12 protein-coding genes are annotated in these 12935 nt (G+C 43.4%); 4 read left to right on the forward strand and 8 right to left on the reverse strand.

Going from position 1 to position 12935, the window contains the following annotated elements:
* Position 1: 1 nt before the first annotated feature.
* The 3 genes from mutL to tsaE all read right to left on the reverse strand — a co-directional run bounded on the left by mutL (position 2) and on the right by tsaE (position 3881).
* On the reverse strand, positions 2-1933 hold the full coding sequence (gene mutL, locus DFP77_RS04710; protein WP_114411124.1) for a DNA mismatch repair endonuclease MutL: 1932 nt from the start codon (positions 1931-1933) through the stop codon (positions 2-4).
* 62 nt (positions 1934-1995) lie between these two features.
* Positions 1996-3324 (reverse strand): N-acetylmuramoyl-L-alanine amidase, encoded by a 1329-nt coding sequence (locus tag DFP77_RS04715; protein ID WP_114411125.1) that lies wholly within the window; start codon positions 3322-3324, stop codon positions 1996-1998.
* An 86-nt stretch (positions 3325-3410) separates the two neighbouring features.
* Positions 3411-3881 carry a tRNA (adenosine(37)-N6)-threonylcarbamoyltransferase complex ATPase subunit type 1 TsaE gene (tsaE, locus tag DFP77_RS04720; protein ID WP_114411126.1) on the reverse strand — a complete coding sequence of 157 codons (471 nt, stop codon included), beginning with the start codon at positions 3879-3881 and terminating at the stop codon, positions 3411-3413.
* Between the two features lie 161 nt (positions 3882-4042).
* On the opposite strand from tsaE, the gene DFP77_RS04725 reads away from it, so the two are divergent.
* On the forward strand, positions 4043-4792 hold the full coding sequence (locus tag DFP77_RS04725; RefSeq protein ID WP_114411127.1) for a sulfite exporter TauE/SafE family protein: 750 nt from the start codon (positions 4043-4045) through the stop codon (positions 4790-4792).
* 57 nt (positions 4793-4849) lie between these two features.
* Here DFP77_RS04725 and orn read toward each other — a convergent pair whose 3' ends face one another.
* Positions 4850-5407 (reverse strand): oligoribonuclease, encoded by a 558-nt coding sequence (orn, locus tag DFP77_RS04730; protein ID WP_114411128.1) that lies wholly within the window; start codon positions 5405-5407, stop codon positions 4850-4852.
* A gap of 74 nt (positions 5408-5481) precedes the next feature.
* Here orn and rsgA point away from each other — a divergent pair, with 74 nt between their 5' ends.
* On the forward strand, positions 5482-6516 hold the full coding sequence (gene rsgA / locus DFP77_RS04735) for a small ribosomal subunit biogenesis GTPase RsgA (protein WP_114411129.1): 1035 nt from the start codon (positions 5482-5484) through the stop codon (positions 6514-6516).
* On the opposite strand, the gene DFP77_RS04740 is transcribed toward rsgA, so the two are convergent.
* Positions 6513-7418 carry a flagellar motor protein MotB gene (locus tag DFP77_RS04740; RefSeq protein ID WP_114411130.1) on the reverse strand — a complete coding sequence of 302 codons (906 nt, stop codon included), beginning with the start codon at positions 7416-7418 and terminating at the stop codon, positions 6513-6515. The two genes, rsgA and DFP77_RS04740, sit on opposite strands and share 4 nt — an antisense overlap.
* Before the next feature lie 33 nt (positions 7419-7451).
* Positions 7452-8306 (reverse strand): flagellar motor stator protein MotA, encoded by an 855-nt coding sequence (gene motA / locus DFP77_RS04745; protein ID WP_114411131.1) that lies wholly within the window; start codon positions 8304-8306, stop codon positions 7452-7454.
* Between the two features lie 122 nt (positions 8307-8428).
* Here motA and DFP77_RS04750 point away from each other — a divergent pair, with 122 nt between their 5' ends.
* Together DFP77_RS04750 and asd are read left to right on the forward strand one after the other, a co-directional pair.
* Positions 8429-9913, forward strand: coding sequence for an HDOD domain-containing protein (locus DFP77_RS04750; protein WP_114411132.1), 1485 nt, complete (start codon positions 8429-8431; stop codon positions 9911-9913).
* Positions 9914-9949: 36 nt separating this feature from the next.
* Positions 9950-10813 carry an archaetidylserine decarboxylase gene (gene asd, locus DFP77_RS04755; RefSeq protein ID WP_114411133.1) on the forward strand — a complete coding sequence of 288 codons (864 nt, stop codon included), beginning with the start codon at positions 9950-9952 and terminating at the stop codon, positions 10811-10813.
* Between the two features lie 64 nt (positions 10814-10877).
* Here the strand turns inward: asd and DFP77_RS04760 are convergent, their stop codons facing one another.
* Positions 10878-11867, reverse strand: coding sequence for a serine hydrolase domain-containing protein (locus tag DFP77_RS04760; RefSeq protein ID WP_114411134.1), 990 nt, complete (start codon positions 11865-11867; stop codon positions 10878-10880).
* Between the two features lie 146 nt (positions 11868-12013).
* Positions 12014-12928 carry a protein translocase subunit SecF gene (gene secF / locus DFP77_RS04765; protein ID WP_114411135.1) on the reverse strand — a complete coding sequence of 305 codons (915 nt, stop codon included), beginning with the start codon at positions 12926-12928 and terminating at the stop codon, positions 12014-12016.
* Positions 12929-12935 lie beyond the last annotated feature (7 nt).

The raw sequence follows: 12935 nt of genomic DNA on the forward strand, positions 1-12935 counted from the left end.
ATTAACGCCCCCTCAAGAAAAGTTTATCCAAATCAGACATGGTCAAATGCGCCCAAGTTGGTCGGCCATGGTTACATTGCCCGCTTCGTTCAGTCACTTCCATATCCCGAAGAAGGCTGTTCATTTCAGCAATAGTCAACTTACGGTTTGCTCGCACCGCGCCATGACAAGCCATTGACGCCATCAACTCATTCGCCCTAGATTCCATTAGGTCAGATACACCATTGATCGATAAATCACTTATTACGTCACGAACCAACCCTTCAACATCCCCTCGAATCAGTATAATAGGAACTTCTCGAACCATGACACTTTCTAAGCCAGTTCTTTCTACACGAAAGCCAAAAGACCCAAAAACATCACCACTTTCTTCCACCAGATCCGCTTCACTTTGCGATACAGAAACATTAATTGGCACCAATAATGGCTGCGATGATATGTTTTTTTGATAAAACGCCGTCTTCATACGCTCATAAACAATTCGTTCATGCGCCGCATGCATATCCACCAAAATTAACCCTTGCTCACTCTCAGAGAGAATATAGACACCATGCAACTGGGCAACCGCGAAGCCTAACGGTGGTACAGCCTGATAATCACCTTCTGATCTAACAAATGGATCGTCAAATTGCCCCAGAGAGCTTGGCGGAGTAATTTCTCGCACCTCTCCTGTTTCAGGGTCAACCTCCTCAGTTTTAGAGACATACTCCTGTGCATAACCAGACAGTCGACGCAAACCATCAAGCTGACCACGCACCTCTGAAGCCCCCAAAGAGCTCGTTGGAGAATTAGATTGCATCCACTCCATACCAGAAGCTGCAGGACGATTCGATAGCTGCAAAGCAGATTGCTCTGTAATACTTGAACTGTAAGAAGAAGGCTCACTGGCAGTAGAGTCTTGCATGCCTGTTGGCGCCCCATCAGATTCAGGACGCACATCAGCAATCGCTTTATGAATACGACTAAACAAGAAATCATGCACCAAACGCCCATCGCGAAACCGCACTTCATGCTTGGTTGGATGAACATTTACGTCCACAGTAGAAGGATCTAACTCAAGATACAAAACAAACGTAGGATGACGACCATTATACAAAACATCACGATAAGCCTGACGAACAGCGTGAGCGACCAATTTATCTTTAACCACTCGACCATTTACAAAGAAATATTGCAGATCCGCCTGAGAACGAGAAAATGTCGGCAGACCAATCCAGCCCCACAAGCGCAAGCCAGCCGCTTCAACATCCAGCGTTAATGAGTTTTCAATGAATTTTTTACCCAACAAGGTCGCCAGCCTGTGCTCAGCATGAAGCTGATCTGTCACGGGGCGAAGATCGTATACCTGCTTGCCGTTATGACTTAGACGAAAACCTGTTTCATAGCGACTAAGCGCCAACCGCTTCACCACTTCTTCTAGGTGAGCAAACTCGGTTTTTTCAGTACGAAGGAACTTACGACGAGCAGGCGTATTAAAAAACAAATCACGCACATCGATAGTCGTCCCCTGAGGATGGGAAGCAGGACGAATCGCCGTCGCCATATCCTTGCCCTCTGCCTCTACTCGCCAAGCTTCATTTTCGCTTTCTGCTTGAGATGTAAGATGCATTCTCGACACAGAGCTAATACTGGCCAATGCTTCACCACGAAAACCTAGCGTACACACAGCTTCTAGGTCATCTAAAGTAATTATTTTGCTTGTTGCATGTCGACTTAACGCCAAAGACAAATCATCTTTCATGATACCCGTGCCGTTATCACGGATCTTTATACGCCTAACGCCCCCTTGCTCAACATCGATATCAAGCTGAGACGCACCAGCATCAAGACTATTCTCAAGCAACTCTTTCACAACGGAGGCTGGTCGTTCAACCACCTCACCCGCTGCAATTTGGTTAGCTAAACGTGGAGATAAAAGATTAATTCTTTGCATGAACGACCTTTGATTTCTGAGCCCTTTAGTTCATAAACACAAGAGCATAAGACTATTAGATTTTAGCCGGCAGGAATGACAAGCTTCTGACCAATCCAAATAACATCATTATTCAAATTATTTACTTGTCTTAAAATAGGTAAAGACACCTGATTACGCCTAGCAATTTCAGACAAAGTATCACCTTTACTAACGGTGTACACATAATCAGAATGTTTCTTTTGCTTCCAAGCCACTAAGGTTCCATCTGGCGCATTCTTAGTAAAGTATTCAATGACGCCCTTAGAAATAGAGGCTGCCAGCTTTACTCGATACGTTCTACTCGATAAATTTTTTGCTTCTGTCTTGTTTGATACAAACCCGGTTTCAATAAGTATTGACGGAATATCTGGTGATTTCAGCACAACAAAGCCTGCCTGCTGCACACTGCCTTTATGTAAGACAGCCACATTTTTCATCTCCCCCAAGACACTTTCGCCGATGTTCAGACTCATCTGAATTGTCGAATTCATCGACATATCTAACAAAACCTCAGCAAGTAACTGATCTTTGTCATCTAAAGAAATGCCGCCAACCAAATCTGCGGAGTTTTCTTGTTGCGCCAGCCAGCGACCCATTTCAGAACTTTTACCACTTAATGACAGAGCCCACACCGAAGCCCCGCGAGCACTCGATTTTGTAAAAGCATCCGCATGCACGGAAATCATCAAATCTGCATTGGCTTCACGCGCTACACGAGAACGGTCACGCAATTGAAGATAGGTATCAGTTGATCGAGTCAACACCGCTTTAAAACCATCTACAGCATTAATTCGACTAGCCAATTCCTTACTAATCGACAGCACTATATCTTTTTCACGAACTCTGTATTGCCCCAAAGCACCAGGATCTTTGCCGCCATGACCTGGGTCGATCGCAATAACGATATCACGCTTTTCTTTGGACAAGTTTGCTAAGCTTTTTACAACTGTTACAGGCTTACTGACACCATATTCAAGCTCAACTAATATTCTCGGACCATAAGTCCCATTTGCAGCCAAGACAGTACTCTTCGCTTTTGCCTTTTGAGCCAAATCCAACACAAACCGGACACCATTATCCCGTTTTGCATAACGAACTCGCATCAAAACGTCCGAAGATAAAGCTGATAAGCCATTTACTACGGACGTACTCAAGTCAACATTACTCACATCGAGTACAATGCGCTCAGGGTTTGAGAGAGGAAAAATACGATGCTCAGACGCATCAGAAAGCTCAAAAACCAAACGTGTTACGCCCTCTTGTTGAGCGACACGTATATCTCTAACTTCTGCCGCAAAAGCATTCGTGGCAACCAAAGAGACAATAAAAGAGAAAAAAACAAATAAATAAGTATGAAATTTAGTATGCATATCAGACAGCTAGCTAGTATATCTGACACACTATAACTGCTGATTACATGGATCTCAATCTTACTTAGAGTAAAGACGTCTATACATCAAGACGTTATGACCTTTTTCAGCCCATTTATAGCCACCAAACCTTTTTCAGTAATACCTTCTATCACCACATGGCGACCCTGACGAATTAAACTTAATGAAACAATCAAATCCGCCTCAGGCAAAATACCTCGCCCCATTTCAGCCCACTCAATCAGGCACAAACTGCTGTCCGAGAAATAGTCACGAATCCCTATAAACTCAAGCTCTTCAGCGTCTGAAACGCGATAAAGGTCAAAATGAAATGCTTCAAGGCCGGATAATTCATAGGGTTCAACAATCGTGTAAGTAGGACTTTTAACTGGCCCCAAATGACCTAAGCCACGCAACATACCTCTAACAAGCGTGGTTTTACCCATACCAAGGTCTCCCTCTAGATACACAACCGCGCCCGCCTTCAAAACCGAGGAAACAGCCCCGCCTAGACTTTCCATCAACTCTTCACCGTAAACATCTTTCTCTATTTGCATCACTTACCAATCCCTCTCTACTCAAAAAGAGCAAACACCAATCACATGGCTCATTAATTTCTGACAATTCTAATACAGAAGCCTTTTGAAACAAGTGGCAATCCCCCATAATCAATATGCATTTTTACCGCTCACCACAAACATCTAACCAGAGGACACTTATGGATTGGCTGCTTATGTCACTCATTGCCATTGCCGTATTTATTACTGGCATTTCTAAAGGTGGTTTCTCTGGCGCTTTCGGCATACTTGCTGTACCGCTTATTTCACTCCAAACCTCCCCTACTCTGGCCGCCGCCATAATGCTCCCTATACTATGTATCATGGACATTTTCACTGTGCAGAAGTTTTGGAAGAAGTGGAACACAGAGCAACTAATCAAATGCATACCTGCCGCCATCATCGGAGTAGTCATTGGCGGCTTAACAGCATCGTGGTTTTCTGCTGAATGGTTAAAAATCATGGTAGGCGTTATTGCTGTTGGCTTCACACTAAACTCATGGCCCAAAAAAAACCGCACAAAAGAACGACAACCGCTGAATTCGTTCATAGGAAAACTTTGGTGCACCCTTGGCGGTTTCACCAGCTTTATAGCTCACGCTGGCGGACCGCCTATGAGCGTCTATCTACTAAGAGCAAACCTAGACAAAACACAATACGTGGCTACAGCAGCCGTCATCTTCACAGCAATAAACTACGTAAAACTCATTCCATACGGCATGCTTGGACAACTCAACAGCACCAACATCCTGTTATCACTTTGCTTTACACCCGTTGCGTTTATTGGCGTCCAGCTTGGCGCATGGCTGCATTACAAACTATCCACGGCCGTATTTTTCAAATTCATGTACGGCTTTCTTTTCCTAACAGGAATCAAACTAATATGGGATGGTGTGGCAGGACTGAGTTAGTGGACACAGAACCCACCAACTCATAACAAGAACAGGTTAGATTAGCGGCATGTGCTATTAAGATTTATCGTCCATACCAAACATAGTTCGACGATAATGCTTCAATTCGCCAATAGACTCTAAAATATCGTCCATCGCCAAATGTGAGCCCGACTTAGTAAACCCTTCTAGCGCCTCTGGCTTCCAACGTCGTGCCAACTCTTTAATTGTACTAACATCCAAATAACGATAATGAAAAAATGCTTCCAAATTAGGCATGTAACGGTACAAGAAGCGACGATCTTGCCCAACACTATTACCACATATTGGTGATTTACCCGCTGGCACATATTGAGCTAGAAACTTGATCGTTTCTTCCTCTGCTTGTGACATACTAATCGTTGACGACAACACCCTTGCCGTTAACCCTGAGTCACCATGATGCTGTGTGCACCACTCATCCATTGCGTCCATCACCGCTTTGTCTTGATAAACAGCAAGGCTAGGGCCTTTTGCCAAAACATTCAGATGCTTATCGGTGACAACGGTTGCAATCTCAATAATAGTATCCGTTTCTGGGTCCAATCCGGTCATTTCAAGATCGATCCACACTAAATTCTCTTCATTTAAGCTCATAATCTTCCAAGTCCTTTATTATCAATGCCAAGCATTATACTCTATGCGCCTTACTTTATGACCAGACGAATCTAATGTCGAAGCGAAAACTTACTAAACAACAAACTTGGCGAATCGAAAAAATCCACAAAGAGCGCGTTGAACGCACTCAAAAAAGAGGGGATGTCGCCGAGGAACTTCTTCAGTCATCCGACCTTGGGGCTGAAACAGAAGGCATTATTATTTCTCACTTCGGCACACAAGTTGAGGTGGAAGGCACTCAAGAACCTTTTATTGGCGCATCTACTCGCTGTAATTTACGCGCCAATCTAGGCCAATTGGTGACGGGCGATAAAGTTATATGGCGTCCAAAACAGAATGAAGGCGGGGTAGTCGTTGCTACAACTCCAAGACACACCTCTTTATCTCGTCCTGACATGCATGGCAGAATAAAACCTGTCGCAGCAAACATAGATCACATCATTGTTGTTATTGCTGCTGAGCCTGTTGCTCACGCCAATTTAATTGATCGCTACCTAGTTGCCGCAGAAACCGTTGGCATCCCGCCAGTCATCCTGCTTAACAAATGCGATTTAATAGACGAGAAAAACAAAGAAGATCTAGACAAGCTCCTTAAAACCTATGAAGACCTAAATTACAACATCATCAGAACCTCGATCAAAAACCAAGCAGGCATGGAGTCTCTGTATGACTTTCTGCAAGACAAAACGAGCGTTTTTGTTGGGCAATCAGGCGTAGGTAAGTCGTCTCTGATCGGTACTCTACTTCCTGACATAGACATCAGCGTTGGCGAGCTCTCCCAGAAACGAAAAAAAGGCGTACATACCACTACCACAGCCCGACTATTCCACATGCCAAAAGGCGGGGACCTCATTGACTCTCCAGGAATACGCGAGTTTGGTTTATGGCATATTTCAGAAGACGAATTGCTCAACGGCTTTATCGAGTTTCGATCACATATTGGTTATTGCCGATTCCGCGATTGCGCTCATGAGAAAGAACCAGGTTGTGCGATCCTTGAAGCCTTAGAAAAAGGTGAAATAACAGAACACCGCTTCCAAAGCTTCTTAAGAATTAAGCACTCGATACGTGAAAACCAGGCATTTTAAAAAACGGCCTCAGGCGTAAGATTCTCAATAGATTGCTGGGCTGCATCACCGAAATTACGGCGATTCTGATCCAGCAATTTTTTATAAGCATCATCCGTTAACAAGGTAATACTAATGCGCCTATTCTCTGCACTATCGGTATCAAAACGATTGTAAGGAATCGAATCAGACAAGCCTATCACTTGAGCAATACGCTTATCTGCCACACCACCCTCTTCTAAAATTCGACGGGCAGCATTGGCCCTTAATGCTGACAAGTCCCAATTATCCAAGCGTCCACCACTAAATTTCGACGAATCCGTATGACCAGTAATAACAATAGGATTAGTAACCTTATTAAAAATCGGCGACATAGTAAGAAGCGTATTTTCTATGTCTGGCATCATGCGAGCACTGCCGCGCTCAAACATAGGCTTATCGGGATCGTCCAACAATGTAATGCGTACACCAAGAGGCGTGATCTCGATGCGCATATTTTGCTGCTGGGAAAGCAGAACATTCATTTTCCCAACTTCCTCTTGCAACATATCATTGATGCTCTTTGACTCCGACGACTCAGGCCCATTACCCAAACGATCATCCCGAGAAGGCACATCGACACTACCAGGATCAGGCAGCTGCAAATCTAATTTCTTTTCAGCACTTTTTGCAGGACTTCCACCTAAATCAATAGGATTGGCGCTAAAGCCAGCTGTTGACGACCCCATTGGATCTTGAAAGTATCCTTCAATACTTTTTAGCTCCTCTGGAGAAGCCACACTCATAATCCATAAAACTAAAAAAAGCGCCATCATTGCTAAAGCGAAATCCGCCAAGGCTATCTTCCAAGCACCGCCATGATGACCACCTTTCTTGATTTTTTTGACCCGACGAATAACTAAGCCATTGGTACCTATAGCCATTGCTCACACCTCATCTTCTTACGCTTTTCCATACTAGCGATACTGCTTAAGACCATCAGACAACTCAATAAAGCTAGGACGCATTTCAGGTGGAAGTAACTTACGGCCAGTCTCGACCGCTACTGGCGGAGCATAACCAGACACAATCGAATTCAAGCAGGCTTTTATACACAGATACGCTTTTAACTCGTGGGTTCCCAAGCTCTCTAAATGTGAAGCGGCAGGCCCCACAAATCCATAACCAAAGAAGATACCTAAAAATGTCCCTACCAGCGCAGCCGCAACGTGAGCGCCAATTTCTTCAAGCGGCCCACCTATTGATCCCATGGTGATAACGATCCCCAATACGGCCGCCACAATACCAAAACCAGGCAATGCTTCAGCGACACGAGTCAAGGCATGACTTGGTGCAACCAATTCTTCCTGAATTTGCTCAATTTCATTATCCATAATTGCCTCTATTTCATAAGCAGGCAATCCAGTAAGCGTGAAAATACGATAATTATCCGTCAAAAAATCAACAACTTCATGATCTCGAATCACATCAGGAAAACGAGCAAACAACTCACTCGTAAAAGGCGACTCGATATCTTCTTCAACAGACAAAAAACCCTGCTGTCGGCTTTTTTGGAAAAGACAATACATCAACCCCAACAACTGAAGATAAAAAGTTTTATTGTGTCGACTCCCAGTGAACACCTGCGGCAGCATAGTAAATACTTTTTTCTGCACAATGAACGGGTTGGCAACCATAAAAGCCCCAAGGGCTGCACCACAGATTATAATCACCTCAAAAGGCTGCCATAGGGCTAACATATTCCCATGGGATGCAATATAGCCAAACACCACACTAACAATGACCACTAGCAAACCAGCTAATGCAAACATATTACCTTCCTTAATACTGACAAAGTATGCTCTCACCTCAATATACAGTATGATTAATAAGAACCGAAATATAAGAGCAACTTTTAAAAAACCACCAACATGAGCTCTCAATGTAACCAGCTATGATAGACAAGTCACCTTCTGGCCTAAATGAATGGCTACATTTTCTGAAAAACAAAAAATTTCCCGTCAAAGCGGTAAGTTTGTCTCGTCTAAAAACCCAAATAGCGAGAACAGAGGACACACTTGATGGAATGCAAGCCAATATCGCCTCTGATCCACTATTAGCCTTCGCTATACTAAACGAAGCTAATCGAATAATACCTAATAAAAACAATGAAATAAAAAATCCTTTCCATGCAGCATCAATGGTTGGGATGAGCGGCATAGGAAAAATTTTCTCAGCTTTTGCCCCATACAAGTTCTATCCGAAGAACAATCCACCGCATGTAACAGCTTTTCTTAGCGAAATACAAACCAGCTATGAAGCTGCTACTATAGCGAGACACTGGTCGATAGAGAAACTAACTAGCCACGAAGATGATATTTTTTGGATCACCTTATTTCGCGATTCAGCAAGGTGGCTTCTATGGTTTTATGCCTATCCAACAATGATGGACATTAAAAACAAACTAAGCCAAGGTGAAAAACAAAGCCAAGCAGAACTGAATGTTTTAGGCTGCCGCATAGACGAACTAACCGTTCACTTATGCTCTCATTGGAACACACCAAGCAAAGTCATCGAGTCCTTCTCAACCAAGTTCATACCGAATAAAAAAGAGCTACAAAGCCTGGCACATTTAGCTCACCACCCAGAAGAACTACCTGGCTTCACAGAAGACAAAAGACTAACAATATTAATAAACAACCCACTTATTTTTTCATACTGCGCAACCAAGGTAGCCCATGAAGCCGATTTAATAGGCTGGGATTCTAAAAATCTGCCTTTCTTCTATCGTGTTGTCGCAACGATAATGCATCGTCATGTGGGTGAAGTTATCCAAACCGCGCACCTTGCCAGTGCAGAAGCAGCTAGACTATTTAATAACGGCGGAAGACCCCCCTTAGCACAGCAATTACTAGACCCTAATTTATATACAGGCAAAAAAGCAAGAGACACCAACTCAGCCAATAAAACATCACCCATTGCAGCCCTGAAAAAGGCATTGGGCAAACACGACATCTATGATTCAAAGCAAAAAGCAAATATGGCTTTAAAAACCATTAAGCAAGCCATACCGAACACACAACACTGCATCCTCTTCAAACAATCCAAAAGCACTGTGTCGCCTATTTTCCAATATGGCTACAATATCAACACGCTTAAAGCCATAAAATGGGACGCGCCTTCTAACCTATTTAACAAACTATCAACCAAAAAGTCAGCCACACACCTTTTCGGCAAAAAGCTAGACGGAATATTAAAAGACCTGCCACACACAGCAGATCAAATAATCGATTCGAACAGCCACCTAATGCTCGCTTCTACACAAACGGCAGAGCGAGAAATGATCATTTTTTGGCTGGAAACTCGAACCGAATTTAATGAAAAAGATTTCTCAAGCCTAAAACAGATTGTGTCCCTTATAAGCCACAGTCCAATTTAAACATTTATTTAAACTTTACTTATTAGGACAATAAACGTGACTAAAGACCAACTTTTCGCATTTGCTCAACACATCACACCTCAAAAAGCATTATCAAGAGCCATTGGTAAAATCGCCGAATGCGAAAACTCATGGGTTAAAAACACTTTTATTAGCCAATTTGTAAAAAAATACCAAGTCGACATGTCGGAAGCCATCAACAGTGACGAGCTATCCTACCGCAACTTCAACGATTTCTTCACACGCGCCATTCGCCCAGAACTCCGCCCTATCTGCGAAGAAGATAACAGTATTGCCTGCCCTGCAGATGGCGCTATCAGCCAACTAGGCAACATCGAGCACGGCACACTCTTCCAAGCAAAAGGCCATCATTACAGCCTCACAAGCCTTCTTGGTGGCGACGCATCCTTATCCAATGATTTTCTTGGTGGTACTTTTGCTACCGTTTATCTTTCACCAAAAGACTATCACCGCGTTCACATGCCACTGACAGGCAAACTAACTAAAATGATCCATATTCCAGGAAAGCTCTTCTCTGTCAATAAAGTCACCGCCGAGCAAATCCCTAACGTTTTTGCTCGCAATGAACGCACCGTATGCCTATTTGAAACAGAAGCAGGCCCAATGGCTGTCATACTAGTCGGCGCCATGATTGTAGCCAGCATAGAAACCGTATGGGCAGGACAGGTCACACCATTCAATAAAAATGTCGTGACATGGGACTACAACGAACTAAGCAACATAGAGATCAAGAAAGGCGAAGAAATGGGGCGATTCAAACTAGGATCAACCGCCATCGTCTTATTCGGAAAGAATGCCATCAACTGGGAGGAATCACTCCAAGCAGAAACACCAACCAAAATGGGCATGCATTTCGGTACTGTTACTGAAAAACAATAGACATTAGAGCAAAAGCCTACCCTTCAATTGAGTAGGCTTTTAAATATGAAAAATAAAAAAAGGATTATTTCGCAGCTTGAATAATGGAAACTATATCCTGACTGACCATATCATGCAGCAAATCACGGTAACCGGTTTTGCCAGAAGGCAAATACTCATCAGAAGTGATAGCGATTGTTAAATCTAATGTTGGAAAAACATAAATCATTTGCCCACCGTAACCCCAACCGTAGTAGCCTTGCACATTAGCAAACGTCTGAATAAACCAACCATATCCATAAAGACCACGATGAAAACGAGACTCAGTCCTAGGCTGCCAACTTTCTTCTATCCATTTCTTAGAAAGAATCCGCTTACCTTTCTCAGTAACCCCACCTCTTCGATACAGCTCGCCAAATGCCAACAAAGAGGCAGGCGTCATGCCAACTTGATTTCCTCCCATTGGCACTCCTTGAGGATCTGTCTCCCAACTCTGAACCCAAACACCAGTCCCTTTAAACCACTTATTCGCTAGTTGATAAGTATTTTCGCCACTCTGGCGCATGATGATCGCAGACAAAAGGTGAGTATTTCCCGTTGAGTACTGCATATCACCACCAACCTCATCAATAAAGGGCCGCGACAGTACAGTTTGAACCCAATTATCACTTGCTACCCAACGCCCGTAATAACGCCCAGAAGTCCTCTCTAAACCCGCCTGCATTGAAAGCAAATGCGAAACCGTAATCTTTTTCAAACGTGGATCAGGGTCTTTCGGTAAAGAATCATCAAAAATAGGAGCGATAGCTTGATCGACACCATGAATAACATCACGCTCAATCGCCATACCAACGACGGCAGACATCAGAGACTTTGATGCCGACTTAATATTAGCAACCGCATCAAGATTTGCTTTGTTATATGCCTTTGCCCAAACAACATCACCTTTGTACGCGATGTGTATTGTTTTAATATTAGGAAAACCTTGGGCCGTTTTATCCATATCACTAAAATCTAGAGCCTTAGCTTGAACACTAAAAAGCAAAATCAGTGAGCCAAGTAAAAAATAATACATAAAAAAATTCACCCTATTATTAAATCAACACTCAATCAGAACAGAAAACCATCAGCTTACTATAAGGAAGTGACACTTACCGATTAAAGCACATAAAAAAACCTGCACGAAGCAGGTTTTTTTATGTATCAAAAGAAGCTTAACAACTAAGGCAAGTCATCTTCCAATTCTTCTTTTGGTGCTGGCACCAAGTCTTCTCGCTTCACATCCATCGCAAGCAATAGATTGGCAGCTACGAAAATAGAAGAATATGTACCAATCACAATCCCTACCAACAACGCCATAGAGAAATTATGAATCGCTTCACCGCCAGCAACAAACAACACCACCAACACAAATAAGGTTGTCATGGAAGTAATCAAAGTACGACCAAGCGTTTGGTTGATCGACTCATTTACCAAGTCGAAAGGCGTTGTATCGCGCATGATACGAAAATTCTCTCGAATCCGGTCACACACTACGATGGTATCGTTTAGGGAGTAACCGACAACAGCAAGTAGCGCTGCCAACACAGTTAGGTCAAATTCCACCTCAAAAAGAGAGAAGAAGCCCAGCGTGATGATCACGTCATGAATCAAAGCTGCTACAGACGCCACAGAGAACTTAAATTGGAAACGTACCGCAACGTAAATCATCACAATAGCCAAGGCAAGCAACATGCCTAGACCACCTTGCTCACGCAACTCCTCACCCACTTGCGCACCAACAAACTCAGAACGCTGAAGCGACACATTTGTCTCACCGTGATTCTGTAATGTTGATAACACTTCATCACCCAGTGTTGGGGTATAGGAATTGGCCATACGAACCACTACATCGGTTGGCGACCCAAAGTTTTGCACCACCACATCTGTATAGCCGTTCTCACCAAGCAAGGCTCGAACATCATCTAATTTAGGCGCCTCATCATAAGCCACCTCAATCAAAGTACCACCGGTAAAGTCCAAACCAAACTGCAGTCCTTTTGTTGCCAAAGAACCCAGAGAGATAAGAATCAAAACCAGCGAAAAGGCTGCTACGATTTTACGCATTGCCATAAACGGAATATTTGTCACTTTCATGGCACCC

This window comes from Marinomonas foliarum (assembly GCF_003337275.1).
GTDB classification, from domain to species: Bacteria; Pseudomonadota; Gammaproteobacteria; order Pseudomonadales; family Marinomonadaceae; genus Marinomonas; species Marinomonas foliarum.

Excerpts from the sequence above, each read along its gene's own strand:
- tsaE (WP_114411126.1), bottom strand. The coding sequence starts at position 3,881 with ATGCAAATAGAGAAAGATGTTTACGGTGAAGAGTTGATGGAAAGTCTA.
- motA (WP_114411131.1), bottom strand. The coding sequence starts at position 8,306 with ATGTTTGCATTAGCTGGTTTGCTAGTGGTCATTGTTAGTGTGGTGTTT.
- DFP77_RS04750 (WP_114411132.1), top strand. The coding sequence starts at position 8,429 with ATGATAGACAAGTCACCTTCTGGCCTAAATGAATGGCTACATTTTCTG.
- mutL (WP_114411124.1), bottom strand. The coding sequence starts at position 1,933 with ATGCAAAGAATTAATCTTTTATCTCCACGTTTAGCTAACCAAATTGCA.
- orn (WP_114411128.1), bottom strand. The coding sequence starts at position 5,407 with ATGAGCTTAAATGAAGAGAATTTAGTGTGGATCGATCTTGAAATGACC.
- DFP77_RS04725 (WP_114411127.1), top strand. The coding sequence starts at position 4,043 with ATGGATTGGCTGCTTATGTCACTCATTGCCATTGCCGTATTTATTACT.
- DFP77_RS04740 (WP_114411130.1), bottom strand. The coding sequence starts at position 7,418 with ATGGCTATAGGTACCAATGGCTTAGTTATTCGTCGGGTCAAAAAAATC.
- DFP77_RS04715 (WP_114411125.1), bottom strand. The coding sequence starts at position 3,324 with ATGCATACTAAATTTCATACTTATTTATTTGTTTTTTTCTCTTTTATT.
- rsgA (WP_114411129.1), top strand. The coding sequence starts at position 5,482 with ATGTCGAAGCGAAAACTTACTAAACAACAAACTTGGCGAATCGAAAAA.
- DFP77_RS04760 (WP_114411134.1), bottom strand. The coding sequence starts at position 11,867 with ATGTATTATTTTTTACTTGGCTCACTGATTTTGCTTTTTAGTGTTCAA.
- secF (WP_114411135.1), bottom strand. The coding sequence starts at position 12,928 with ATGAAAGTGACAAATATTCCGTTTATGGCAATGCGTAAAATCGTAGCA.